Raw genomic sequence first — 24,539 nt, forward strand, 5'->3', positions numbered from 1 at the left:
GCCCGGTCTGGCTTGCATTGAACAAGGGGCAACCGTATGGAGGCTTACCCATGCCCGAATGGCTGTACCCGCTGAGTGACGAGGACATGCTACGGGTACAGAAATACGCGGAGGCACTTGCGGATGCCCGGAAGGAGGGGCGAAGTCCGCCGCCGATGCCAGATAATGGCGTCCCGGGCTAGACTTCGCGCTGGTGCTTTTAGGCGCCGTTGATTCGGCGCGACGAGGGGACAATCTGCGAGTGCGCCAGCTGCGCATCGAGCTCGTCATAGAGGGTATATGCGTCTCGAACCGCGCTGGCTGCGAGTCGCCTTGCATTCGCCAACGACCGGGGATCTCCGTTCCCCTCTTCCAGCTTCTCGAGCAGCGTGCGCGCGCCGTCGACGATAGCCGCCCAATCCATAATCCGATTCATCAATCCGAGGTAGTGCGTCTCGTCCACGACTGGCGTCGGTGCGGGATCGACGTCCTCGGCCGCCAGGGCGCCACGAGGGAACGCAATCTCTACCCCCGAGCAGACGATAAATTCGGTCGACGCGTCGGATTTCGATTTTATAAATCTGTTCCTGAACAGGAAAGGCCGGGCGCCCTGCGCGGTCTCGATAACCCGCTCGACGTCGTAGGGCCTACCCTCATCGAAAAACCGTTCGATGTTTCGAAGCGACTGTGTCCCCTCAGTGGGGGACATAAACAACGATTGCGCATTTTCACCGATCACGTTTTCTTCTTTGCAGCCGGTGTACTCTTCGGCCTTGCGATTGAAACGACGTATCGTCCCCGTTTTATCGAGCACGACGACGATCGAGTTCACTTCGGAAACAATTTCCTCAGCAAAAGCCAACGCCTGCATAGAATTTTGAGCAACTGCCTCGGGATCTCCGAGTGCGGCCGCAACGCCAGCCCAATCGGCCGTTGTGATCTTCTTCCCGACAAGGTGTAAGCGCACCGGTCGACCGAGAATCTGAACGTCCAAAAACAGGACCGCTGTAGCGCCTGTCAGGCGCTTTATTTGCGTCACCTGCCTCGCCTTCAATTTGACCCGGACACTGCGCTCCGTGTCGCCACCGGTCGCGCTCAGTACCAACTCATCGCTGGAGTTCGACAGCTTCCAGATAGGGCTAGACGTGCCAAGATAATCATCGAGACTTTGAAAATTTGATTCGCCCATGCAACCACCAACTGACTTATTCAAACGCTTATCGATAATGCGCCGCAGTCCTACGTTCTCTGAGACATAGGAAACGGCACGACATTGCTCTGTCGTGGCACATACAGCTCGGAAACAATGCTGTCGCTTGCCTGGTAGCCCGGGTTCGTCGACAAGACCCCGCGCCAGGCGTTATCCGGGAACCGCTTGCCAAACAAAAAGGCAGGAATCGGCTTGCCATCGATCTGAATCGAACAGGGAATCTTGCCAAGCTCGTCCCCCAAATCCCGGACAGATTCGAGCGATTCGGCGGGTAGCAACGCCGACGCAGCCGACGCTTTGAGTGCTGACCGGGATCCGCCCAATCGAATTACATTGCTATCTTGCGTAACAATCCAGAATGGATTCTCCGTGCCGAAGCGGAGATACAACCGCGCACCCACGTCCACTATTTCCATGAAGGTTCAACCCACCTAAAAATTTGTGCGCGGATCCTCGCCCACGCAAACGTTTGCCAATCTCGCGTATTTTGACCACTAGTGCCAGAACGATACTAAAGAATGCAAAGTAAGCAGTGTGTTACTAATTGTTAGACGAAATGGCCCTAATTTCTCGCATGCGAGAACTCGGCGAGGGACACCTCAACTCTTCTGTGAGAAATACTTGATCCGCTCTTGCTCGACTTCGGCCATGAACTTATCGAGCATGTCTTGCGGAGCACACACCGTCGCCCTAACCCACTTTGGCGGGAACATTGACGACCGTAAATATTCGGCGAAGAACCGATCCCGAATGGCCAGCACTTGCTGTCGCTTCATCCCATGCCGTTCGCCAACCTCCGACAATCCCTTCCCCTCAACCAAAACCTCGCGCGCGACCTGTAGGCTTCGCTCTTTCATCCGCGTTTGAGCCGCCACTCGCCCGAAATCGTCTTCGGGCAAACGGTACGTGTCGGTCAATGGCTGCATGTACGCCTCTTGTGCTATGTCGGCGGCTGGGCTGACTTACCGATGTCAGCCGCCGAGATCTGGGTTTATTCTGGCTTCGTCAGCGCTGTGAGCGCGTGTCGAGTACGGGACAGTTCGACCTGTGCGTTCACAACGCTTTGCATTGCGTCGGCCAACGAACCAAACACGTCCCTGCGCTCTTGCAGTAGCTTGGATAGAACGCCAACTTGGTCGCAAAGTACCTGAGCTTGCGCGGTCGCGGTCGCGACCACTGCGGCCATATCAGCAGCGGGCGCCGCTTGCTTAGCCTTGGGCAGTTGAGTTTCTCGCATGCGAGAAACTCCTTTCCCGGCGTTCCCTTTGGCCGGCTTCGCGTCTTTCAGCTTGTCGCGCACAGCCTTGCGCACGTTGGTGCTGGGATCTGCCTTCGCCTGATCGATCACCGCCTGGGCAGCGACCGGGTCGGCCTTCTCAAGCCGGTGAAGATCATTGACGGCTGTTATGTCTGCCGTCACGCCCGATGCTACTGCTTCGCTCGCGTGCCCGTCCGCCTCGACAACCTCGAGAAATTTGATGCGCTCGGACACCCAGTTGATTCCCTTGTTCCACTCGGCTGCGACCTTTTCCAAGGTGCCAAGGCGTTGCTTGTCATCACGCAGCGCAACCGCGATTTCGAGCTGCGTCAAGTTCTCGCGCTGGATGTTCTCGGCGCGCTGCACTCGACGCGCCTGGTCGTCATCCATGTCGCGCACTACGGCTTTAAGCTTGATGCCTGCGATCTTGCAACCACGCCACCGGCGCTCGCCGGCCACCATCAGATACCGGCCGGGCTTTTTCGGGTTCTTGCGCAGCACAGCCGGTTCGTGCTGGCCGTCGCGCTTCATGTCGTTGCCGAGCTCGGTCAACGACTCAACCGTGAAGCCGGGGTTGTCCTTGCTCCGAATCTGCTTCTCGCAATCGACCAGCTCCGGGTCGATCTCCTCAATGCGCTCGCCCGGCAAGGCGGCTGCCGCACCCTGTTTCTGGATTTGCGAAAGCTTACTGATCTTGTTTCCGAATGCGCTCATGGTCGGGCTCCGTTAATTCAGGCCAAGCCGGGCCAGGACGGCGTCGCACGCTTGGCGCATTTCTTTCGCCGCCGCGCGCTGGTTGCCGCTGCGTGCGTGGTGCCACACCGCACGTCCTTGAGCCAGTGCGGTCGCAACGCACGCGCGTGCAATGATCGCCTCTTCGAAAATCAGCTCGCCATAGGCTTCACGAAGTTCCGGCAGCGCTTCGATTTCATTGACCGACTTGCTGTTGACCATGTTCGGCAGAAAGCCAAGGTGGCGCAGCTCCGGGTTGTATTGCGACTTTACGCCGGCGATCGTGGCTTGCAGCTTCGGCATACGCGCGAACGAAAACGGCGAAATATTGAACGGCGACACAACGGCATCGGATGCGGCAAGTGCACCGAGCATGCGGCGCTGCAGATTCGGCGGGGTATCGATAATGCAAAGGTCGTAATCAGCAGCCAGCGCCGCAAGCGATGCCCGCGGTCGTTCGATGACTTCGAGTGGCATATCGTCCACATCGAGCACGTCGACGTCAGCCTCGATGAGGGAAATCCGCTCGTGAACTTGGCGCGGGCGCCGGCCGTCGATTTCTCCCGTGAACAAGTGGCTTGCTTTCAGGTATTCGGTATCGTCACCTTCGACAATCTCCGGGAATACTTCGGAGATGTCGCCCTCGTCGATATCGATCAGAAGAACGCGGTAGCCAAGTTCGGCCGCGCGAAAAGCAACGTGAACGCTGAAGGTGCTTTTGCCGACACCGCCCTTCTGGTTGCCAACTGCCAGAGTCATCATGACAGCTTCCGCCAGCTTCTTGAGTCTGTGATCTGCTCGCATGGATAGTCGACCTCACAAATTCGGGTTGAACATTGGAAATAGGTTATTGATGTTGTGTTGTCACTTTATTTCCACGTAAATACTTTGTCAACTGTTATTGGTTCTCGCATGCGAGAAATCGTTGCTGCACCCAGCGTACCGGAGCCGGAGGATGGGGGAATGTATCTCAACGTGATCGAAAGAGCGAAGTGTGGACAAAAGCCCGCGTGCGGGCTGGTGCGCGTAGCGCATTGTCCATACGGAGCGGAGGGGCGGTGGAGCTTGTGGTCAAAGGACGTCGACGGTGGACAACCGCTTGCGGTTGTCCACGGGCGATGGCCGGTGCGCGAAGCGCATTGTCCACAAATCCACGGCCCTAACTATCGGTAAGACATATAGGTAAACCCTATCGGTAAACACCTATCGGTTTAGGGGGGGTCTGATTCGGCATGGAATACGGGGTCTGATTCGGCATGGATTTGGTCAAGCGGGGGGTCTGATTCGGCAGAGCAAGGGGGTCCGATTCGGCGTGGACAAGTTCAGTGCTCCACACACCTATCCACAACTGCCCTAGGGGGGGTCCGATTCGGCATGGAATAGATCCGCGCGCTACGTCCCCTTGTACGGAATCGGCGGCGGAGAGGCCATCAACATGACGCCCCCTGTCACCTGCTTGACCTTGGCATCGGGGTAGACGGTAAGCACTCGCCGCAAGGACGGCAGGAATTTCTTCTTGAAGTCCTTGTCGGCCTCTTTGCCTTGATACTCTTGACCAAACTGATCGCGCAGGTTCGCCCAGTACAGCACGACTGGTCTGCCTTCGATTCGATGCAGACGCTGGGCGAGCCAGGTATAGACATCGAGATCGAGAGCGGACCCTTTGAGAGACATGAATGCGCGAAGGTCCAGCGGCACCGCGTGGTCTTTGAGTGTCTCGTAGTAGTCTTGCGAGAACGTCACCGTACCAGGCCAAAGGGGGCGCTGCTTCTCATCTGTCGGGGAAAGCCATGCATCAAAGTGCTTGATCGGCTTGCCCTCGTAAGTGTGAGCCCGCCCGTTCGCATTGAAGCCCAAGGTCATGCGGCAAGCAGACAAAGCTTGGACTTGTTTGCGGAACGTCGTGTAACTCCCGCGCTCCCCCCCGTTGATATTCTTGTGGCCCAGCATCCGCAGGAAGTCGGTTGCACTGTCGCCGACAGGGATCTCTGGCGAGTTGAAGCGAACGGCATACGTATTCATCCATGCCAGCATGAGGCGTGGCATTGCCCCGTAGGGAATGGGCTGCTGTACGAATTGCTTCCCGTCCCATAGCTTCCCCGCTTCCACAAGGAGTGCGGCGCCGCCAGAGTGCCGCTCGAATGACGTGCCGTCCACCTTAGAGCGCGGTAAGCCGACCTGGCACATGATCGAGTGCATGTAGCCCCTATCATCGTCGTCCGGCCGCTCGCCCGCGATCTCAGCTCCGGTCAAGATCAACCGTTCCTCGCGCTTAGTTGTCGGCGTGTTTTTCGGCTTGCTAGGAATGGTAGCGGGCTCGGCCGATTTCCCCTTTTTCTTGCCCGTCGTCGGAGGCGTGGTCGGCGCGTTCGACAGCTCGAGTTGGGTCGACAAGGGGGCCTCGGTCTGTTCGAGCGGGTAAAGGTCAGCCCGATAGGCAACCTTGGCCGCAACTTCCGCCGCAGCATCCGACGGAACGCCGTGCGATTCGAGATATTTGCGATAGCCTTGGCGCCATTCGAGGAGGCCATCCGGAGTCAGTTGATCCGCTTGTTCGCTCGGTCTCGTCATCTCAAAAACCCTTGTATTCCTGACCACGCTCGACTGCTACAATGCCAACTGTTTCGCCTCTCGTTGAGGGGTCGAACATTGGAACTTGATCCCGGCCTAGCGCCGGGATTTTTTCTTGGCGCGTTGAATTCACATTACCCAGCGTCGCCCAATTCCAGGATCTGGCCGCCGGGAATTCGAGCAGCACGACGATCGAAGGTCAGCAGCGGCCCCCGATTTGCGGCGCCCGCCTGGCCGATGTGCAGACAATCTGCGAAGTCACCGCCGTGCACCCGGTAAAGATGCAGCCCGCGCTCAAGCGCTGCCTCACTCTCGAATGCCAACTCGCGGGTTTCTAGCAAGGCGGTTAGCGCAGTGATGATCTGATCCTTGTCGAACCGATACCGAGCGCGGAGAACCCATTCGAGCTCGAGCATGACGGTAATCGGCACAAAGAACGCGCCCTCTTGATCGCGTGCGTTCGCAAACAGCCGGCGGACAGTTCCAACCTGTACATCATCGTCAGCGGTCAACCATCGTACGAGGACATTGGTGTCGAGGCTTGGCATCAGGAGTTGCCCAGCCGCATCGCATCAATGGGAACCGCCGGCGCCGTCGTCGAAAGCATGCCCTCGAGTTCATGGAGCCGCCGTGTTTTCGCGCGCAGGATTACCGTGCCGTCGTCGAGAAGCGTAAAGACAAGTTTGGCGCCGGTTGAAAGGCTGAGCGCCTGCCGCACATCGGCCGGGATGGTGACTTGTCCCTTGCTGGTTAGAGTAGCTTCTGCCATGTCGATCTCCTTACATATGAGTCAATGGTAAGGCATTATGCGGCGAGTGGCAAGCCCCGCAGCGGCACTGATCGCCCTTAACCCCTGAGATTTCTCGCATGCGAGAAGTTGGGAAAATTTGCCATGAACGGTTGACAAACTATTGACGCGTACCTAGCATGTAATCACAAAAACAAACGTGTCTATGTTCCAGTGTTCAACCAAGGGGGATTCGGGAAGCCGAATTTCTCGCATGCGAGAAGTGACGCCGGAGGGGCAGAAATGGCTACTTACACCGTGGAAGTCAGACTCTGTAATGGGGTGCTGCTGGCAGAACGTGACAGTCAGACGGCGACAGAAATTTGCCAGCTGGTTTCAAGCGTTACGGCCATTGCGCCGCACGCGATGGATATTGGCGTCGCCCCAGACGCCGGAGATCGGCCGCCGTGGCGCTATATGGCGGGAATACATGGGCGCGACACGCGTACCGCGGTCAACGCACTGCATAGTTTGTACGACTACCTTGATCTGAAGCCGGCCGAGCGCGTTTCGTGCGTTGGCCTGAAGGCATACAGGATGCATTGATTGACGTGGCCGCCCGCGCGGGCGGTCGCTTAGAATCACCGGGAATTAGAGACGGATAACGTAGAGGCGCACGCCTCGGTCGGAGGATGGATGACGGATACCCTGCAGCTCGCAGCGTTCGCATTACCGCAAACGTTTCCACCCGAGTTGGTGCCGGAGGCCTGCGCGCAGTTCGTGCGCGAGTGCGTGCCGGGCCTGACCAAGCGCCAGCTGCTAGCGCGCACGCGCGCGCGTGGCTGGCGACCGTCTTGGAAGCCGTTGCCGCACCTGACGCGCGATGACCTCGAAGCGTTCGGTTTCAGTCTGACAGTCGACGGCTGCGGAGTGCCGTTGATCGCGCGAATGCGACGGGTAGGGCAATGCGTGCAGCCGACACCAACGCCCGAGCGCGACCCACGGCAGTTGAATCTGTTTTGAAAACGCAAGGAAGGGTAATGACAGGTACTGACAAGAAGCGGACCCCGCAGCTGCTACGCGTTGAACTCACCAGCCCGGCCGAGCGGCCTTTCGAGATCGATGCGGTCGACACCGCGAGTGCCGCCGGGCTTTTTTGCGGGCCAGCAGCGAGGATCGAGCACCCATGTGATCGTTTTGCGCGTGGCGCGGGCTACACATCATGGATCGCAGCACGGACGGCCATGCTTGCGGGGGCGATCGTCAGCGGCCCTGGTCCGCGCATTGGTAAATCGACGCTCGAGTATGAGTTGTTTATCAAGCAGGTCCGATTGGATGGCCTGGTGATGGTTTCTCCCCGACAGGAGTGGTTTGGGCTGGTTTCTGTTGGCATCCTTGAGCGTTTCCCAAAGGATGCGCGGGCGAGGGCCACTGGTGCAGTGACAACCGAAGGCGAGCCAAGGGATGGTGAACCGCAATGAAATTTGATTCGCGCAACATCGACCCCGCCGTTGCCGCGCTGATCGCAAAGAGCACACGCACGGCAACGTGGCGACTCGCTGCGAAGGACGCGTTGATGATAGGCGCGTGGCTCGTTCCGGCGTTCCTCGCGGGGGCGTTCATTGCCAACGGGCGGCAGCCGATCGACGTGCTTGGGCCGAAACTTGGCTGGCTCGTTTATTTTGGGCTGGCCGTCGGCCTGACCTTGATTGGGTGGTTGGTGTCCCGTGTGATCCGACGTGTCGATCGCTACTTCGACCGTCTCAGCACGGAGGACCTGCTGTTCACCGTACGGATCGGTTCATTGCTGACAGGCGCGCTGGTGATCGTGTCGTTGTGGCTGATTTTCGGTTTCTGAGTGAGGCACGCATGGGTCGCAACTACATCGGCGAGCGCACGCTCTGGGACCCGCGGGCACGCGAGGCGGAGAAGGCGCGCCGCAAGCGGGCCGCGGCCAAGCGGAGGCTCGCCGCGCAACAGGGGCTGGCCGCTTATCTGGAACGGGCGCGCTGGTGCCACCGCGAGGGCTGCGACCAGCTGGCGGAGAGCCAGCCAGGCGGTTGGTGGCCATGCTGTTCCGAGGCGTGCTATCACGCGTGGTTCGATGCGCTGCCGGAGCCGGGCGCGCGCCGGCGACGCTAGGCGATCGCGCCATTGACAGGGGCGTACCCTATTTATAGTCAATGCCGATAACTCCGCTTATCGGCATTGCGGTTAATGCTCGAAAACCCGAAAGGGCGGTTTATACCTGTCCTTGACCCGTCTTAAAGACGTGCTATGCTGAGTCATACGTCTTTAAGACGGGTTCGTGTTCAGGAGGCTTCATGTCGGTGTTGTACGTATATCGCTGCCCGGCCTGCGGCAAACGCGGCGAGGTCCATCACCCGGACGACAGCTACGACGGCGCGGCGGCCACCTGCGAGAAGTGCTACGGCCCGGTCACGCTGGAGTGGGACGGAGGCGTGACGTTCGAAGTCGCGCCATACGACGGCGGGCCGACCCCCGACGAGATCAAGTCGACCCGCCTGCGCGGCCGGCGCACCCAAGCGCAGGCCGCCGCGCTGCTCGGCGTGAAGGAGCGCCAGGTGCAGCGCTGGGAAGCCGGCCAGGCGCCGATGCCGATCGCCGCGTGGCAGTTGCTGCGCCGTGCGTGGGGCCATCGGTTTCCGAGCGACTTCGAGCGGGTTGAAGATTTCGAGCGCGGCTGGGACACGCTGCGAGATCGCCGCCGCGACACCATCGAGAACGGCGACGTGGTCGAGCTGCAGCCGGTCGACGGCCCGCGCCTGCGCGCGACCGTGTGCCTGGATCACGTGCACGACCGCCGCGCCGAGGACGATTACTGCGCGGTCGTCACTGAGTTCGTTGACGCGCCCGACGCCGGCGACGAATACCGCGACTTTGTGTTGGGCGAGCGCGTGACCTTCGCGCGCGCCAACGTGATCCACCTCGAGCAACGTGTGCCGGCGGCGGCACGCCCAACCGAACCGGGGCAACGCTGATGGAAAACCTGAAACGCTGGCTTCGCGGTCACGCGGTCGTGATCGCCTCGACGGTCGTCATTGTCGGCTGTCTGTCGTCGCTGCATTTTCTGAACCGTGAGCCGGTCGGCGCGTCGGTGGTCGCAACGAACTGCACGATCGATCGCAGCGGCGTCGAGCCCGCGGCCGACGGCAACATGGTCGTGAAGAAGGGGACGCGCATCGCATGCGATGGTGTGCCCGGCCGAGGCACCGCCTACCAGGTATCGAAATAGGAGAGCGTGATGGCAACAACTTGGCTGCTGGCCTTGATGGCGAGCGGATCGATTTCCGGCGCGGGCGCCGCGGCGATCGCCGATGGCGGTTACAAATCGGAAGCGCTGTGTCAGCGCACCGGCACCGAGGCGGTGGCTCGCCTGGAACGGCATGAGGCGGAGGTGGCAAAGGCCAATACTACTTACTCGCCCGGAATCACCGTGCAGGCTTATCGGGCGCGAAGCTGGTCCTATCAGTGCCTGCCGACCGACAAGGGGTAATACATGAAACGCGTTTTTCGAATCGCTACCTGTGTCGTTATCGCGGGGGCTGTCGCATTTTTCGCGATCGGATCGATGGCAATGATGTGGGCAATGCATCAATCGCGTGAGCGCGCGAGTTGCTACCGATCAGGGGCGCCACTTGAGTCGTGCGGCGAACCTTCCTTCATTGAACGGAAGATGGCGCATTACATTGCGCACGTCGAGCTGTAACCGGAAGAGCGGAGTTCGCCAATGAAAAAGGATTATGACCTGCAGACCGACGTGCTCGAGACGATCGTCGCGGCGACGCCTGTCACTGCGAAGCACGCCGATCTGTTGACGGCGTTCGCGACGCGCACGGAGTTTCGCGGTACGCGCTATGTGAGGACCCGCGACGACTTCGGCGAGCAGCCGGCACGCATCGTCGACGCCGACGGGCGCGAGATTGCGGCCGACTACCGCGCGTGGATCGACGCGCAGCTCGCCGCGCACGGCTCGGTGCGCGAGGTGTGGCACGCGCACAAGGATAGCGGCTACCGGCTGGTCGAGATCCAGCCGCGGCGCCACTACTTCGCGCACGATCGCGGCGGCGACCAGGACAACTTCGTGCAGATCGAAGTCTGGGAAGAGCAGGAGTTCGTTGAACGCGAGGTGTTCCCGCGCGACGCCGCTTGGGGCCTGCCGGATGCCGATGAGCTTCGCCGGGGCTACATGCGCGGAGCCGCCGTCACCCAATTCGAGAGACGCGAACTCGGCGCGCCGCGCTATCGGCTGCAGGCCGTCATCGACATGCAGCGCTTCGTGGCGATCGCCGAGGCGACCTATCGCGAGCGGCGCCAGCGCGAAGGCGATCGCCGGTTCGTCGAGACGAACCGGGAGACTGGCGAAGAGCGCGTGATCAGCGTGCGCGACCTCTCGCCCGGCTACGACCGGAAGCAGTGGCGCGGCCGCCGTTTCTTTGACGACTGGGCCGTGTCGAGCGCGGGCCGCGCCGGCGAGCGCGCGTGTTTGCGCTGGGCGTTCGCAACGTCAGACTACGCGAGCCCGGCCGGCGATCGGCAGTTGGACTTTATCCCGTGGTGGGCGCACACCCGCAAGATCGCGGAATTGAAGAACACGGGGAAGCTCGACGCATACAGCCTGTACGGCAAGCTGATGCAATTCGACGAACGGATCGGCCATCGCTTCGCGTGGTTCTTCTACGGCGTGCACGGCAATCTCATCAAGGAAGGGCAGATGACGCGTGTACTCGAGGCGGCCGAGGCTGGCTTGATCGTGCTACCCGAACACGATTACCAGGTGCTGCGCCGCTGGGGCGAAGACCAATACGGGTTTTGATGAAAATCGCGGTTGGAAGATTCGGCAACGCTCTTAGCGCTGAACCAAACAATGCGGCGAGTCCGCGCCAGATAAACAATCGACCTATGTTTCCGAAAGAGCTGTGGCTGCGCAAGGCCATCAAAATCGTGCAAAAGAATTCGTCGCCTGATCGCATCCCGTTAACGGGCGACGAGCGCCTCAAACAACGCGACTACTTCTACGCAGGACTCGACGGTATTGATCCGGAGGGCGACGTGCTGATCGCAGGCCTGTCGCAAACCGGTGTACTGGGTCGGCCGTGGCACGACGATCGATACCAATCCGATGCAGCCGATATTCCGATGGCGCGCGCAGTGCAGGCGAAACCAACCTTCGTCTACTACCTCCGCCGCTTTGAGTTTATCGAGCGCGACCCATTTCGGTTCTGGCTGAAGGTCCGAACTCGCTACTACAGGCGAGTGGCACGACGCGAGGAGCGGCGAGAGAGTCGATTTAACCGGCGCCAGTTGGAACGGAAAGAGCGCATGGACGTCTTGCAGGCGATCGTCAGGCTTTCGATGGAGAAAGATGACCGCACGATCGACGCCGTGATGATCGCCACGCTTTTGTATCAGCGCGGTTGGATTCGTCACCCCGCAGCCGACGAGGTGCTCCAGCGCATTCGCGCGCTGGTCCGCGTATTGGTTACCGAAGGGCTGGTTGAAGTAGTGCAACAGAACACGGCTTACCGCATGCTTCCCGATGCTGTTCGCGTGCTCGATCAATACTTGACCGAGGAGCGCCGACACGCTGACAGCCAAGCGCTGCAGGGCAAGGTGATGTTCTTCGGTCTGATTGCGGCTATTGCGACCGCAGTGCAAGCAGCTGCGAACGTCAAGCAGGCGTGGTTCGAAAAGCCGGCGAGCGAGACTCCAGCCATCCATTCAACAACCAACAACGTGGCCGCCACCGCTCGACCGGCCTCTGTCGTGGTCGCGCCGATGCGAGGTGCTCAATGAAGGGGCGCCGGCCGTTGACCAAGGCGCAGTTGTTGCCGCTGCCGGCCGACCAGGCGCAGCGCTTGTCGCTGAAACACCATCTCGCGCTTGTCAGTCTGCGAGACGGCCACGGCGACCTTGAGGTGATCGGCACGCTGCTGCATGTGCTGTACCTTGCCTATTTCCTGCGCAACGCGAGCGATGCGGACCCCGCTCTCTATCGTCGTGCGGAGGCCGCGCTGGATCAATGCGTGGCGCGAGCCGAACGCGGTGAACCGTGGGCGCTGACCCACGACGAACGCCTCGAGATCGAGCAGCTGGTAGTTGCTCACGACGCACAACTTGGTACGGTGCCGGCGCATCGCTATCTCGAAGCCTGGGAGCGAGTGGTGCGTGTAACGGCCCCTGGCGCGCGATCGCCGATTCGTGCGGCGGCTTGATATGGCGAACCGTCCGCAACCGCTCGAGCTGACACCGCTACGCACGTACAGTCGCACCGAATTCACGGCGCTGCGCGCGCGCGTGAAAGGTCTGCCGCTCGAGACGATCGAGCGGCTGTACTTCGATCGCGACGCCGACGACCGGATCGACGTCGCGCAGCTGCTGCGCACCATGCGCGACGATCTGGTGGCAGCCGCGCTGCGGGATGGTTCTCCGGTATTGCGGTCGCACCTGCAGGCGGCGATCGACAAATACGGCGAGCCGCGCCTGACGCCCGTATCGCTGCAGCTGATCGAGCAGGTGGCGGGGCAATGGGCGGTTGCGATGCCGCAGGCAGAGCATCCGGTCGGGCGCTGGTTCCGATCGATCGTCGCAGCGCGGCTGTCGGAGGAGGGGATCCACACGCTCGGCGAGCTCGTCGCGCTGGTCAATCGCCGCGGCGGGCAGTGGTGGCGCTCGGTGCCGCGCATCGGTGCCGGTCGGGCGCGCGTGCTGGTCGCCTGGTTGCGTCGACATGCCGCGTCGATCGGCGCGGCCGTCGAGCCGGATGTCGACGCCGGCGACGCGCTGGCACCGACGTCGACGAGCGTCACCGCTGGCGCGGGCCAACTTGCTCCGCTGGAGCGTCTGACCCTGCCGGTTGAGTTGTCCGGCGCCGCGGGCGCGAATCGAGCGGCCGAGTTTGCGTATTTGGGAGCCGCGCACGATCTGGATGCCGTGCGTGCGTACCTGCACCGATACGACGATCGGCCCGCGACGCAACGGGTCTACAAGAAGGAGCTCGAGCGCCTGGTGTTGTGGTGCGTGGCGGAGCGTGGCGTCGCGCTGTCGTCGATGCGCGTCGAGGATTGTGAAGCGTACAAGGCGTTTCTCGCCGCGCCGGGCGAGCGCTTTACGGGGCCGCCGGTCGCGCGCACGAGTCGCCAGTGGCGGCCGTTCGCGCCGGGCGGCCTGGCACCGGAAAGCCAGCGCTATGCGGTGCGCGCGATTCGCGCGGCGTTCACGTGGCTGGTCGCGGTGCGGTACTTGGCCGGCAACCCGTGGGCGGCCGTCACGGATCCGAGCGTCGTCAAGCGCGTGCGCAAGTTGCAGGTCGAGCGGGCGCTCCCGCTCACCCTGTGGACGCGCGTACGCGCGACGCTGGCCGAACGCAGCGAGCTGCAAGGTCCGAGCGGCCCGCGCTGGCGCGCCGCGCGTGCGCTGCTGCTGCTGATGGGGGACAGTGGCCTGCGGATCGCCGAGGCGGTCGCCGCGACGCGCGCCGCGCTGGTCTGGCTGCCCGCGGATGAGGACACACCGGCCAGCTGGTTGCTCGAAGTGATCGGCAAGGGCAACAAGCAGCGCTTCGTGCCGATCAGCGACGCGTGCATCGACGCGCTGCGCGTACACTGGCGCGATCGTGGGCAGGATTTCGATGCGGCGGCCGCAACGAAGCCGCCGGGGCTGCCGCTGATTGCGCCGTTGGTCGTGCCGCCGACGCCGCGGTCCCGCGAGAAATTTGGCGAGCCGGACAGCGACGGCGGCCACGTTGCCACGCTCGGCTATTCGGTGCGCGGTGCGCGTGGGCTCACGCAGTGGGCGATCGCGCAGCTGCTCGAGGTGATGCCGGATCTAACCGAGGCGGAGCGGCGCAAGCTCGCTGGCACGTCGCCGCACGCGTTCCGGCACACGGTCGGCACGCAGATGCTGGCCGCCGACGTCGCGCTCGAAGTCGTGCAGCGCACGCTCGGACACGCGTCGCTCGGCACGACTTCGATCTACGTGTCGCCGGAAGAGACGCGGATGCGCCGCGAGGCGGCTAAGTATCACGCCCGACTGACGCGCCAGACCTGACCGCGAACCACATCGTCGTTTAGCCATGGAACACACCAAGCACAAGCCGGAGCCCGTCCAACCGGGAAACCCGCACCAGCTGACGCGAAAGCAGCACATTTTCCCGCGGGCGAGCATTGAGCGGTTCCGCAACCGGAACGCTGGGATCACCGCGATCCATGTCGCTTTGAATCGTCGCATCGCCAACGTCGACGCAAGCGACAAGCTCTTTTGCGCAAACCATGTTTGGGATCAGCGGGCCGAAGGGGGATTCGGCGCAAACATTGAGCGCGATTTTCAATCCCTCGCAGAGCGGCTGATAGCGGGCGACACGCGGTGGCTGAGCTTGAATCATCGGCTCATCACGCGGTTCTACGCGCTATGGGAAGGGCGAGCGCAGTATGCTGATAAACCCGAGCCTGCGGTCAAGTTCAATGCGGGCCGGGGCACTCCAGGCATGGCCAAGGACTTTAAGGAGCGCCTGGAGGCGTGCCATACGTCTTACATCGACGAAACCAACTCGCTGCCGAGTCGTCAGGCCACCGGGCTTCATATCGAACTTGGGATCATGGTGGCGATGAGGGAGCGCGCTACGTTGGAGTGGCGCTTGTGCCGCGCCAGTCCGGACGCCGGCGAATTTCTCGTGCCCGATACCCCGGCGAACTACTATATTCCCCTCACACCGACCTTGGCCTTGCTCGGCGCGTCAGACATCGACATTGCACGTCCGAACGTGATGAAGGTCATCAATCTGACAGCGCTGGCCCACAGCCGTCGATTCGTGATTGCTCACGATTTAACCCGTTGCTTCGTTGCCTACAGCGAACATCAATTTCTGCGTCCGCGCTTGCAGCTGCGGTCTGCCTTCAATCTGTTCCCTGACGATTGCGTGGCCATGCGCGACGCCTGAGCCGCATCTGCGGCTCGGGCGCGTTATTCCTGAATCAAGAAACGATTGCGATTCTTGCCGGCGATCCATGCCGGCGGCTTGCCTCGACCGCTCCAGGTCGCACCGGTTTTTGGATCTCGGTATTTCGGTGCAATGGGCGTTTGAGCAGCGCGCTTGCGGCCAAAAATATCTTGCTCGGTCAAACCGTATTCCGAGACCTTCCCGCGGATCTCGGCCACGACGGCGGCGACTTCCTGCTGGCGCAGCGCTTCAGCTTCCTGCTGCAGCGCTTCGAGCTCTGCTTTGACCTGCTGATAAGTACGGGTAGATTCTGCCATCGTATTTAGTCACTCCAGTTCGTGAATTGAGGCCTGTTCATTTTACCGGGGTGCCGTAGCGTAGTCACAAAGCCCCGAAAATATCGCCTTATAATCGACCGAAAACTACCGCTGAGAGGGTGCAAATTATGTTGGTTATCAAGCTGATTATCGCGATTGCCGCTATTGCGGCAGTCGTCCTTGGCATCACGAAATTTAACCAGCACTGCCTGAATAAATTCGGCCATGCGTTTTTCACCAAGCCGGCGTTTTATGCGACGACCGTCGCCCTGGTCCTGTTGATCGCAGGGAGCTACTGGCGGCACTCGGCGGCGCTTAATCACGGCGACACCTTGAACGGGATTGCAGTCATGGGACTGGGTGTCGCCGTTGCCTGCTGGCTCGTCTACGTGAACATCCGGCGAACGGATGCCATCTATGGGATCGGCGGATCTGTTGCTCAGCTCGGCCTGTTTTCGGCGCTGGCATGGGTTTCGTTGCCACTGATGGCTCTGGTCCTGATCGGGCAATTCTTGTTGATCATGTCGGCGAAGCCAGTCTATGTCGTGAATCGTTGAAGACAGTTCTCGCACGCGAGAAATTCACCCACCTAAACGGAGAGTTTGAGCATGAGTGTTACTCGTTGGCAACCCGAAAACACCGGGAAGAACACGCAGGCGCTGCTCGCAGCGATCGCCGATCCGAACGTCGTGCTCGTGACGCTGTTTGCATCGCCCACGAAACCCGATGCCGACTTCACGCATAGTGACGGGCCAGACAGCAACCTACCGCTATTGGCCGCGCTGACGGAGACGGTCGACGGCAACCTGTGCGTCTACGACGGTCTGTTCCTGACGGCCGCACGGCGCCCGCGCTATCTGGAGGTGCGCGAGGTGTTGGATGCCGCCGAGCTGAGCGCCAAGGTCTATTTCGCGGGGACGCGTGCGCCGTTCACGTCAGGTATGTCGCCGGCGGCAGCGGCCGAGACGTTGCGCGCGATCGCGGCACCGATGCGGTTGACGAGCACGACGCGGGGGGACTTCTTTCGGCTGCTCAGCAACCTGACGGAAGCGCAACATAACGCGGATTGAAGATAAGGAGACGGCGTCGCAAGGCGGCGAACGTGTGCCCGCCTCGTGACGCACAAGGTTGATAGCGTTACAGCTGCAAAAGGCCGGATATTCCGGCCCTGCATGTGCGTCAGCGGATGCCGGCGGCCTTACGTTCGCGCGGGGCGAATTTGCGCAGGCTGGCGTAGGGATCGACGAGCCGGCGCGGCAGTCGAAATACCTTGCAGAGCGGTGCTAACAGCCCGCCCATGCCAATGCCCGCGACAATACCCGTAGCGATGCGCAGATTCGGCCAGTCTTCCGGGAAGATGCCGAGCAACAAGATTGCGCCGATGCTGATACAGGCCATTGCGCCAAGAAAGTGCCACGGGATCTTGAATGAATCGACGTCGATCAGCGCACACGGGATTGCCTCCGACTCGAATACTTCTTTCTCGAGCGCGAGCTGAAGGTCGAGCGGCGCCGGTCGGCCGGAGACTGGATTGACCAGGCGAGCAGCGATCGCTGCGGCGGTGACGTCGACGGACGGAAAGTCATGCGGCCACTGATGATGTTCGCGCACGCCATAGGCGCGCAGAACCGGCAGCGCCCAGTCCGGATGATTGATAGGCTCCAGCAGCTGCCCATCCAGCACGATCCAGTACACGGTCTGATGTGCGTGAGTCACTGCATAGATCGCCAGCCGCTCGGCGGCCGGATAGTCGTACGGCGCCACGTGCGCGGGGATCCATTGCGCGGCCATGTCGCGGAAAAAGCCCACGCGATTCTTGCCTTCGTGTGCGAGGAACAGGCCGAGCGGCTTGATCCACATGAAATCGGCCCGCTCGCGATCCTCTGCTGTTGCGCGCACGGGATCCTGCAGCCTGGCCAGCAACGCCGGACGTTCAGCCTCCGGCACCGAACGGGTCGTCCACCGCCAGCTTGCGCCGATTGTCTGGGAAACCGGCACCAGGGCGCTAAAAGCGTCGCCACGAGGTTCGAAGCCGCTGAACGGCAACACCGTTTGGAAGAATGCTGTTCCGTTCCGCGGGCCATAGCCACCGTCGTGAAGCGGTGTCGTCAGGCGTCGGCCGGCGATGCCGTGGCGGGCGAGCTCGTCGACTTCATATTTCGCGTCGACCAGCTGCCGGATCTCGTCGCGCAGCTGCGGGGAAATGTTATCCGCAATGGGTTCGAGTGGGGAGTACGGTGTTGCGCTCATCGTTACGCTCCTTTGTCTGGCCGCTCTCAATCGGTCGAACGATTATCGGGTGTGCATACAACCGGTGCAACCATTACGCTCCATCGCTATGTGTCGCGGGCTATCAGAGCGCGTCGCTCTCTATGCGCCAGATTTGTCCGAGGCCTGCGGCATCGCAGAGGAGCGCCCAGGCCGAATACGGAATGTTTGCGTCGCCTGCGACCCAACGGCGGATCTGGCGACCATCGCCGTCCGATAGGCCAAGGAATCTGGTCGCGGCGCGGCCGCTCATGCCTGTGCGTCTCACGACTTCTTGAATTTCCGCTCCTGTCGGAGCGGCCCAGTGAATTGCCGGTTGCAGGCATTCCGGTCGGATTTCAATGTGAACAGTGCTAGTCATTATGTTTTCCTCAATGATCAGTGGGCGATTTCAAGAGCGCCGTTTGTTGGCCGACGAGGCTGCGATCAAACCCGCGTAGAAAAGCGCAATCAGGATGAGCGTGGGCGAATCAGGCGCGTGACCAGTTCTGAAGTAGGCGATAGCTAGCGAGACGCCTATCAACGTCGACGCAATCACCAGCCAGGGCGGTGAGACCAAACTCAGCTTGACCAGCGCACGAGCGATAAGGAACCCGCCGATCAACGTTGTAGCCCCGGTAATCCAAAGCGGGACCACGTCGGGGACATTCTTGTTCGAAAACGCGAACCATAAAGCAGCATTCGCAGCGATCAGAATTGCACCAAGCGCAAGCGATCGATGCTCCGAGCGGAATCCGGGCCGCACTGGACTATCGGCTTTCTCTGAATTCTTGGCTGGAGTTCCGCGGATCTCGGGCCAAAATACATAGAGCAGACAGGCAGCAAGGCCAACGGGCACGCCGACGATCAGCGCCCAGTACAGGGTGGAAACCATCAATTCTTGATTAATCATTTGCTTGCCCCGAGCGCGATACTACGCGCACAACTGACCAATACAGGGCCGATATTCTGCCCGTTGGAGGTTGATTGCGTCATGACTGTCTCTCCTTTTTCAATGAAGCCCGCTCGTCCGCGGGCGAAACAGGTTACTCACTGAACTCCGGCCAGCCTTCCGTCGCTGGATCGACGACCGGCGCTTCCTGGCGCTGCAGCTCGTCGAAATCCGGGTTGACTTCCTCCCACGTATCCGCGTCCGCGAAAACCGGTCGCTGGACGTCGTATCCGATAAAACGCACCAGCTCCTCATAGTGCGCGGTCGGTGTTCCAGCGTCGTCCTCGAGCAAGAACACGCAGACATACATTGCGCCGCGCTCGAGCGGCTTTCCTTGAATGTCTTCCACGATCTTTCTCCGATGTTGCAGCTCTTGTTAGAGAAGTGCCGGCGCATCTGAAGCGTCGACCATTCGATAGTGGGTAAAGCCCTTGCGGCGGGCGTCGTCCAGCACGCGGTTAACCGCGCGATCGCGGGCCGCCTGGTCGGCGCCATGCACAGCGCCGCCGACCAGCTTCTGGCCGGCTTCATCGTAGAGGCGGAAAACCCAGCCGCCTGGATCCGGGCGCAGCCCCCACACGTGATCGAGGCGTGGATCGGGCGGGCTGAATTTCACTTCGATCGTTGCTATACGCATATCCTCGTCCTGCATTCCAGCCCCCACGGCTTCGCCGTGGAGGAAACACGCTTGACCCGCGATCACTTCGCGATCGCGGACCAAGCTTGACGACCCCGCAGTGGTCCGCCCACGCCTCACCGAATCGTCCCTGCGCTCCGCTCCGGGCCGGGCCTCTCCCCACGCTCCGCGCGGGTCCCCGTGGCCCTCGATTCGGGCGCGCCGGCGCGCGCGAACGCACTGCGGTCCGTTGACCCCGAGCTTGCAGGGAGGGGGTTGCGTCGGGTCGGCCGCGTTCCACAGTGGACGCCCGGTCGTTAAACCGAGCGCCCGATTTTCAGTTAGTCAATCGCCCGGAAAATCTCCCGGTGCTCCGGATGGTTTGCAGCGAACTCGCGCAGCAGATGGTAGCGCTCGTAATAGACGTCCTCCCCGAACGTCTCACCCATATGGCACAACGCGAACAGCGTGACGACGATGCCGAATGCCTCGACGCCCATCGTGCCTTCGTAGCTGTTCAGGTTCCAGCGTACCGACACCGGCGCGGCCATTTCCGGGGCGAGATAGAACGCACCATTCGACACGCGGAAAAACTGCCAGTGGCTGCCGTTGTACGTCGAGCAAAGACGACGCGCCCAATCGAACACAAAAGCTTCGCCGTGCAGATAGCGCACGCCGAAGTAGTGCGGCAGGAAGTGCATGCGCTGCTCTTCAACGACCAGTTCCGAGCGAAGTTCGACAACATCTTGATCCACGGTTTTTCTCCGGTTAAGGACCGCTGCGATGTGCTGCGGCCATATCGATATATTAGGTCATAAAGACCGCATGAGCAAGACATTTCAGAAAATTTATTTTCCTTTTAACGGTCTTTATGTCCTATAATAGTTTCATGGCTGCGGCGACGTGCTGCGGTCCTTAACCGGAGAAAAACCGTGACAGAAATTGCAACGGGCGTGATTCCCAACGGTGCGACATTCGCGCCGATCCAGTACGTACCGCTCGGCTCGCTGCGCGTATCGCCCCGCAATGCCCGCAAGAAGCCCCCGACACGCATTCGAGAACTGGCCGACGACATTCGTGCAACAGGCCTACTGCAAAACCTCGTGGTACATCCCATCGATGACGAGCCGGGCCAGCACGGCGTCTGTGCCGGTCAACGTCGCTTGGCCGCGCTGGATTTGCTCAAGAGCGAAGGGCACGCGGCCGAAAGCACGCTGATCCCGGTTCGCATCGTTTCGATTGGCGAAGCCTTGGCGGTGTCCCTGATCGAGAACGCGGAACGTGAAGGCATGCACATCGCCGACCAGTGCGGGGCCTTCGCGCAACTGGTTGCGGAGGGGCGATCCGTCGAGGAAATCGCTGGGCGTTTCAGTGTCGCGGAGCGTAACGTGCGGCGCGCGCTGAAACTGGCGAGCGTTTCGCCCAAGCTGATCGACGTATACCGCGACGACGGCATGACCTACGACCAGGTGTGCGCGCTCGCGCTGAGCGACAGCCACGAACAGCAGGAACGCATCTGGTTCGAAGCGAAGCAGCCGTGGCAACAACGGGCCAACGAAATCCGCCGGGTCATCACGCAGGAGGAAACGCACGTCAGCGATAACCCGCTCGTCGCGTTCGTCGGGCTGGACGCCTACGAGGCAGCGGGCGGATACGTGCGTCGCGACTTGTTTAGCGATGCGAAGAACAACGGGTATATCAACGACCTCGAATTGCTCAATCGACTGGCGGTCGAGAAGCTGAGCGCGGTTGCGGTCGACATGGGTTCGGAGGGGTGGTCATGGGTCGAAACCAACGTGCAGCGCGATTCCCTGCAACTGTCGAAGTATGGGCGTTTGCAGGCCGAGTCCCGGGAATTCACGCGCAAGGAAAAGACCGAATTCCGCAAGCTCGAAAAGGCGCGCGACGAGGCGCAAACTGCGTTGAACGCATACTACGACGAGGACGAAGGGGACGACGACGACGCGAAACGCGAAGCGCTGGAGGAAGCCGCGCAGCAAGCCGATGCAGCGGTTGACGCCTACGCGGAGCGGCGCAACGCGTGGACGGACGAGCAGAAGGCGCGTGCAGGCGTGTTTATCTGGCTCGACTATGCGGGCGGGCTGCAGATCGAGCGCGGCCTCGTCAAGCCGAGCGAGAAGGCGGCCGTGAAGGATGCCGGCGTTGCCGGTGCCGAGCGCATCATTCCCGAGAAGGCCAAGCCGCTGCACGGCGAAACGCTGTGCGAACGGCTGACGGCGCATCGCACCGCCGCCGTTCAGGCGGAACTGATGAAGGAGCCGACCGTCGCGCTGGCCTACCTCATGTTCGCGATGGTGCCGCGCGTGTTTTCCGAGCATTACGAGGCGCGCGCGACGGACGCACTTGATGCGCAGTTCACGCCGACTCACGATCGCCTGTTGCGTGCGGCCGACGACATGACCGACAGTCCGGCATGGCAGTTCATCGACGGCGAGCGCCAGAAGTGGCGCGCCATGCTGCCGACCAAGATTCGCGATTTGCTGCCGTGGCTGTTGTCACGTTCGGAGGATGTGCTCGCCAATCTGTTCGCGTTCTGCGTGGCCGCGACCGTGAACGGTCTGAGCCGCTGGGATGCCCCGCACGACGTGAACACGCTGGCCGACACGCTCGGCCTCGACATGGCGACGTACTGGAAGCCGACCCGCGCGAGCTACCTGAACCACGTTTCGAAACAACGCATCATCGACGTGGTGACGCAGGCGGTTTCGGCAGAAGCGGCCGCGCCGCTGGCGAGCATGAAGAAAGGCGACGCGGCGGCCGCCGCCGAGCTGCGGCTCGCTGATAGCGGCTGGTTGCCGGAAGTGCTGACGAACCGGGAGACGCGGCCGCAATGGGAGAGCGACGACGAGATGGACGCCGACGAACTCGACCCGGAGGACCCGGAAAACGCGATGGATTGATGCCCTGAGCCACGCAGACGCCCCCGCATGGGGGTGTCTCATCCGGATGCGGATAGAAGCCTGCCGCCCTTTGGGCGACGGGCGATTAACCTATGGGGACGCGGTTATTTTTCTTGCTTAAACGGTCTTTATGTCCTAATATAACGATATGGCCGCAGCACATCGCAGCGGTCCTTAACCGGAGAAAAACCGTGACGCAAATTACCCGCCTCGCTCGCAACTTCGCCCATCACGCCCCCTCGCTGCGCTCGGACACGCCGCTGTCGAATGACCAGATCGCGAGCGTCGCGCCGTCGATCCTCGCGACCGAGGCGCACGCCAGCCGCTCGGAGCGGTACACGTACATCCCGACCGTCGCCGTGCTCGACGGCCTGCGCAAGGAAGGATTCGAACCGTTCTTCGTGTGTCAGACCCGCGTGCGCGACGAAGGCAAGCGCGAGCACACGAAGCATATGATCCGCCTGCGTCACGCCAGCCAGATCAACGGCGCGGAAGCCAACGAAATCATCCTCCTGAATAGCCACGACGGCACCAGCAGCTACCAGATGATCGCGGGCATGTTCCGGTTCGTCTGCAAGAACGGGATGGTGTGCGGCGAAACGCTCGCGGATATTCGCGTGCCGCACAAAGGCAACATCGTGGACAACGTGATTCAGGGCGCTAACGACGTGCTCGACGGCTTCGACCTGATCCGCGAGCAGAAGGAAGGCATGCAGGCTGTGACGTTGAAGCCCGAGGAACAGGCGCTGCTCGCTGAAGCCGCGTTGTCGCTGAAGTACGAGCCGAGCGCGGACGTGCCTGCACCGATCACGCCGGATCAACTGCTGCGCGCCCGTCGCATCGAGGACCGCAACGACGACCTGTGGACGACGTTCAACCGCATTCAGGAAAACATGATCCGGGGCGGCCTGCGCGGCCGGTCGGCCACGGGCCGCACGATGCGAACCCGCGAAGTGGCCGGGATCGATCAAAACGTGAAGCTCAACCGCGCGCTGTGGGTGTTGGGCGAGGGCATGCGCAAGCTCAAGCAGGGCTAAGCCCCGATCCGCAGCCAACCCGAAACGACCCCGCTTAGGCGGGGTCGTCGTTTTTGGGGGCGGCCGGATCGAACGGATTGGGCCACAGGGTCTTGACCAGGGCATCGGCACGCGCGCGGCGCTGGTCAGGTGTGAGCAGGCGTTTTTGATCGCGCGTCAGGTCGGTGGCGGTCAGCCAGTCGTCCGGCAGCTTCGCGCCGGTCGGCGCAATCGCACGTCGCTCGCGCACAGCGGCGGGCGTCGAGGCATCCGGAGCGGGGACGGGATCGATGGCAGGCGCTGACGCCGATGGGCGGGCCGCTGCCGGGGCCTGTGCGGTTTCTGCTTGGCGGACTGCCGGACCGGTTTCCGGGCTGGACGCGTGCGAGCGCCCGGACATGACGCCGCGTTCCTTGCGGATGCGCGCAAGGGTGCGCGTGAAGGTCGAGAACGGCATATCAAGGCCGTTGCGCGCCAGCGCGTCGCGAATCACGGCGCGACGCACGCCGGCGCGAATGGCCGCCTGTACCTCGTCGAACAGGTCGCGGAGCCGCGCAGCAGCAGGGCGTTGAGCGCCTGCCGCAAGGGCGCGGAGTTCGGAAATGGTAGCGGTGGTGTCCATGATCGCGAGTCTATCACCCAAGAGTGTCCAAAGTATCACCAATCCGTCATCGCTAGGCACTGATGTGGCCCTACCGATGCACCTTTCTGCCAGCTATTGTCACCTACTTAGCACCACTGCGTCCATGAACTGTCATCTTTCGGATGCTAGGGCTTCGGCGCGAGGCACGACAGATATGTAAACGGAAATGCTGACGCATTTCCCTTTCCATATCCCGTGCTCCAAGGGGATGCCCCTTGGAGAACCCGGCCGGCTTCGCCGGCGGCGCAACACCGCGCTTTGCGCGGTGTTGCCAGCGCGCGACATGCCACTGGCGTGCGTGCGGTGCCGGCGGCGACCCACGGGGTCGGCCGTGGGTGAAAACACGAGGTCGATTCGACCCGCGTTCGCCGTTGCACCTGTGGCACCCGGA

33 protein-coding genes are annotated in these 24,539 nt (G+C 61.7%); 17 read left to right on the forward strand and 16 right to left on the reverse strand.

The genetic code is table 11. The features are described from left to right. Window positions 1–199 precede the first annotated feature (199 nt). The 8 genes from NQV17_RS33340 to NQV17_RS33375 all read right to left on the reverse strand — a co-directional run bounded on the left by NQV17_RS33340 (window position 200) and on the right by NQV17_RS33375 (window position 6,519). Window positions 200–1,168, reverse strand: a complete 969-nt coding sequence (locus NQV17_RS33340; protein ID WP_257775521.1) for a PAS domain S-box protein — start codon at window positions 1,166–1,168, stop codon at window positions 200–202. Window positions 1,169–1,218: 50 nt separating this feature from the next. Continuing rightward, on the reverse strand, window positions 1,219–1,605 hold the full coding sequence (locus NQV17_RS33345) for a hypothetical protein (protein ID WP_257775522.1): 387 nt from the start codon (window positions 1,603–1,605) through the stop codon (window positions 1,219–1,221). Between the two features lie 183 nt (window positions 1,606–1,788). Further along, a complete protein-coding gene (locus tag NQV17_RS33350) occupies window positions 1,789–2,115 on the reverse strand; it encodes a transcriptional regulator KorA (protein ID WP_257775523.1) in 327 nt (108 codons plus the stop codon). A 65-nt stretch (window positions 2,116–2,180) separates the two neighbouring features. Next, window positions 2,181–3,161, reverse strand: coding sequence for a ParB/RepB/Spo0J family partition protein (locus NQV17_RS33355; protein ID WP_257775524.1), 981 nt, complete (start codon window positions 3,159–3,161; stop codon window positions 2,181–2,183). A gap of 12 nt (window positions 3,162–3,173) precedes the next feature. Continuing rightward, complete coding sequence (locus tag NQV17_RS33360) at window positions 3,174–3,941, reverse strand: ParA family protein (protein ID WP_257775525.1); 768 nt, start codon at window positions 3,939–3,941, stop codon at window positions 3,174–3,176. A gap of 630 nt (window positions 3,942–4,571) precedes the next feature. Then, window positions 4,572–5,750: a replication protein RepA gene (locus tag NQV17_RS33365; protein WP_257775526.1), complete on the reverse strand. Its 1,179-nt coding sequence runs from the start codon at window positions 5,748–5,750 to the stop codon at window positions 4,572–4,574. 134 nt (window positions 5,751–5,884) lie between these two features. Then, entirely contained in the window at window positions 5,885–6,298 is a 414-nt protein-coding gene (locus NQV17_RS33370; RefSeq protein WP_257775527.1) for a PIN domain-containing protein, read from the reverse strand. Further along, the gene (locus NQV17_RS33375; RefSeq protein ID WP_257775528.1) at window positions 6,298–6,519 is read right to left on the reverse strand and encodes an AbrB/MazE/SpoVT family DNA-binding domain-containing protein; all 222 of its coding nucleotides are present in this window, start codon (window positions 6,517–6,519) and stop codon (window positions 6,298–6,300) included. The genes NQV17_RS33370 and NQV17_RS33375 overlap by 1 nt, the downstream gene beginning before the upstream one ends. Before the next feature lie 261 nt (window positions 6,520–6,780). Between NQV17_RS33375 and NQV17_RS33380 the strand changes: the two genes are divergently transcribed. The 13 genes from NQV17_RS33380 to NQV17_RS33440 all read left to right on the forward strand — a co-directional run bounded on the left by NQV17_RS33380 (window position 6,781) and on the right by NQV17_RS33440 (window position 15,436). Then, window positions 6,781–7,083, forward strand: a complete 303-nt coding sequence (locus NQV17_RS33380) for a hypothetical protein (protein ID WP_257775529.1) — start codon at window positions 6,781–6,783, stop codon at window positions 7,081–7,083. Window positions 7,084–7,173: 90 nt separating this feature from the next. Continuing rightward, the gene (locus NQV17_RS33385; RefSeq protein ID WP_257775530.1) at window positions 7,174–7,500 is read left to right on the forward strand and encodes a hypothetical protein; all 327 of its coding nucleotides are present in this window, start codon (window positions 7,174–7,176) and stop codon (window positions 7,498–7,500) included. 17 nt (window positions 7,501–7,517) lie between these two features. After that, window positions 7,518–7,958 carry a hypothetical protein gene (locus tag NQV17_RS33390; RefSeq protein WP_257775531.1) on the forward strand — a complete coding sequence of 147 codons (441 nt, stop codon included), beginning with the start codon at window positions 7,518–7,520 and terminating at the stop codon, window positions 7,956–7,958. Beyond that, on the forward strand, window positions 7,955–8,335 hold the full coding sequence (locus NQV17_RS33395) for a hypothetical protein (RefSeq protein WP_257775532.1): 381 nt from the start codon (window positions 7,955–7,957) through the stop codon (window positions 8,333–8,335). Before NQV17_RS33390 ends, NQV17_RS33395 begins: the two co-directional genes overlap by 4 nt. An 11-nt stretch (window positions 8,336–8,346) precedes the next feature. Continuing rightward, window positions 8,347–8,619 (forward strand): hypothetical protein, encoded by a 273-nt coding sequence (locus NQV17_RS33400; RefSeq protein ID WP_257775533.1) that lies wholly within the window; start codon window positions 8,347–8,349, stop codon window positions 8,617–8,619. Window positions 8,620–8,801: 182 nt separating this feature from the next. Continuing rightward, window positions 8,802–9,479: a helix-turn-helix domain-containing protein gene (locus NQV17_RS33405; protein WP_257775534.1), complete on the forward strand. Its 678-nt coding sequence runs from the start codon at window positions 8,802–8,804 to the stop codon at window positions 9,477–9,479. Next, window positions 9,479–9,733, forward strand: a complete 255-nt coding sequence (locus tag NQV17_RS33410; protein WP_257775535.1) for a hypothetical protein — start codon at window positions 9,479–9,481, stop codon at window positions 9,731–9,733. Before NQV17_RS33405 ends, NQV17_RS33410 begins: the two co-directional genes overlap by 1 nt. A gap of 9 nt (window positions 9,734–9,742) precedes the next feature. Next, complete coding sequence (locus NQV17_RS33415) at window positions 9,743–9,994, forward strand: hypothetical protein (protein ID WP_257775536.1); 252 nt, start codon at window positions 9,743–9,745, stop codon at window positions 9,992–9,994. A 234-nt stretch (window positions 9,995–10,228) separates the two neighbouring features. Then, the gene (locus NQV17_RS33420) at window positions 10,229–11,314 is read left to right on the forward strand and encodes a hypothetical protein (RefSeq protein WP_257775537.1); all 1,086 of its coding nucleotides are present in this window, start codon (window positions 10,229–10,231) and stop codon (window positions 11,312–11,314) included. 86 nt (window positions 11,315–11,400) lie between these two features. Then, on the forward strand, window positions 11,401–12,294 hold the full coding sequence (locus tag NQV17_RS33425; protein ID WP_257775538.1) for a hypothetical protein: 894 nt from the start codon (window positions 11,401–11,403) through the stop codon (window positions 12,292–12,294). A 14-nt stretch (window positions 12,295–12,308) separates the two neighbouring features. Further along, window positions 12,309–12,713 (forward strand): hypothetical protein, encoded by a 405-nt coding sequence (locus NQV17_RS33430; RefSeq protein WP_374692788.1) that lies wholly within the window; start codon window positions 12,309–12,311, stop codon window positions 12,711–12,713. 1 nt (window position 12,714) lies between these two features. Further along, window positions 12,715–14,547: a site-specific integrase gene (locus NQV17_RS33435; protein WP_257775540.1), complete on the forward strand. Its 1,833-nt coding sequence runs from the start codon at window positions 12,715–12,717 to the stop codon at window positions 14,545–14,547. A gap of 25 nt (window positions 14,548–14,572) precedes the next feature. Beyond that, complete coding sequence (locus NQV17_RS33440) at window positions 14,573–15,436, forward strand: DUF4238 domain-containing protein (RefSeq protein WP_257775541.1); 864 nt, start codon at window positions 14,573–14,575, stop codon at window positions 15,434–15,436. 23 nt (window positions 15,437–15,459) lie between these two features. Here NQV17_RS33440 and NQV17_RS33445 read toward each other — a convergent pair whose 3' ends face one another. Next, window positions 15,460–15,753 carry an H-NS histone family protein gene (locus tag NQV17_RS33445; RefSeq protein ID WP_257775542.1) on the reverse strand — a complete coding sequence of 98 codons (294 nt, stop codon included), beginning with the start codon at window positions 15,751–15,753 and terminating at the stop codon, window positions 15,460–15,462. Between the two features lie 128 nt (window positions 15,754–15,881). Here NQV17_RS33445 and NQV17_RS33450 point away from each other — a divergent pair, with 128 nt between their 5' ends. Then, entirely contained in the window at window positions 15,882–16,310 is a 429-nt protein-coding gene (locus NQV17_RS33450) for a hypothetical protein (RefSeq protein ID WP_257775543.1), read from the forward strand. Between the two features lie 51 nt (window positions 16,311–16,361). After that, the gene (locus tag NQV17_RS33455; protein ID WP_257775544.1) at window positions 16,362–16,823 is read left to right on the forward strand and encodes a hypothetical protein; all 462 of its coding nucleotides are present in this window, start codon (window positions 16,362–16,364) and stop codon (window positions 16,821–16,823) included. A gap of 109 nt (window positions 16,824–16,932) precedes the next feature. On the opposite strand, the gene NQV17_RS33460 is transcribed toward NQV17_RS33455, so the two are convergent. The 6 genes from NQV17_RS33460 to NQV17_RS33485 form a co-directional block, all read right to left on the reverse strand. Next, entirely contained in the window at window positions 16,933–18,003 is a 1,071-nt protein-coding gene (locus tag NQV17_RS33460) for a hypothetical protein (protein ID WP_257775545.1), read from the reverse strand. Between the two features lie 103 nt (window positions 18,004–18,106). Next, the gene (locus tag NQV17_RS33465) at window positions 18,107–18,382 is read right to left on the reverse strand and encodes an XRE family transcriptional regulator (protein ID WP_257775546.1); all 276 of its coding nucleotides are present in this window, start codon (window positions 18,380–18,382) and stop codon (window positions 18,107–18,109) included. Between the two features lie 30 nt (window positions 18,383–18,412). Then, window positions 18,413–18,913, reverse strand: a complete 501-nt coding sequence (locus tag NQV17_RS33470) for a hypothetical protein (RefSeq protein ID WP_257775547.1) — start codon at window positions 18,911–18,913, stop codon at window positions 18,413–18,415. A 133-nt stretch (window positions 18,914–19,046) separates the two neighbouring features. Continuing rightward, window positions 19,047–19,301, reverse strand: a complete 255-nt coding sequence (locus tag NQV17_RS33475; protein ID WP_257775548.1) for a hypothetical protein — start codon at window positions 19,299–19,301, stop codon at window positions 19,047–19,049. A 27-nt stretch (window positions 19,302–19,328) separates the two neighbouring features. Next, window positions 19,329–19,604, reverse strand: a complete 276-nt coding sequence (locus NQV17_RS33480; RefSeq protein WP_257775549.1) for a hypothetical protein — start codon at window positions 19,602–19,604, stop codon at window positions 19,329–19,331. Window positions 19,605–19,909: 305 nt separating this feature from the next. Next, on the reverse strand, window positions 19,910–20,323 hold the full coding sequence (locus NQV17_RS33485) for an antirestriction protein (protein WP_257775550.1): 414 nt from the start codon (window positions 20,321–20,323) through the stop codon (window positions 19,910–19,912). A gap of 177 nt (window positions 20,324–20,500) precedes the next feature. Between NQV17_RS33485 and NQV17_RS33490 the strand changes: the two genes are divergently transcribed. Together NQV17_RS33490 and NQV17_RS33495 are read left to right on the forward strand one after the other, a co-directional pair. Further along, on the forward strand, window positions 20,501–22,489 hold the full coding sequence (locus NQV17_RS33490; protein WP_257775551.1) for a ParB/RepB/Spo0J family partition protein: 1,989 nt from the start codon (window positions 20,501–20,503) through the stop codon (window positions 22,487–22,489). Between the two features lie 191 nt (window positions 22,490–22,680). Beyond that, complete coding sequence (locus NQV17_RS33495; RefSeq protein ID WP_257775586.1) at window positions 22,681–23,526, forward strand: DUF932 domain-containing protein; 846 nt, start codon at window positions 22,681–22,683, stop codon at window positions 23,524–23,526. 34 nt (window positions 23,527–23,560) lie between these two features. Here NQV17_RS33495 and NQV17_RS33500 read toward each other — a convergent pair whose 3' ends face one another. Beyond that, on the reverse strand, window positions 23,561–24,127 hold the full coding sequence (locus NQV17_RS33500; protein WP_257775552.1) for a hypothetical protein: 567 nt from the start codon (window positions 24,125–24,127) through the stop codon (window positions 23,561–23,563). Window positions 24,128–24,539 lie beyond the last annotated feature (412 nt).

The organism is Burkholderia sp. SCN-KJ, from assembly GCF_024656005.1.
Lineage (GTDB): Bacteria > Pseudomonadota > Gammaproteobacteria > Burkholderiales > Burkholderiaceae > Burkholderia.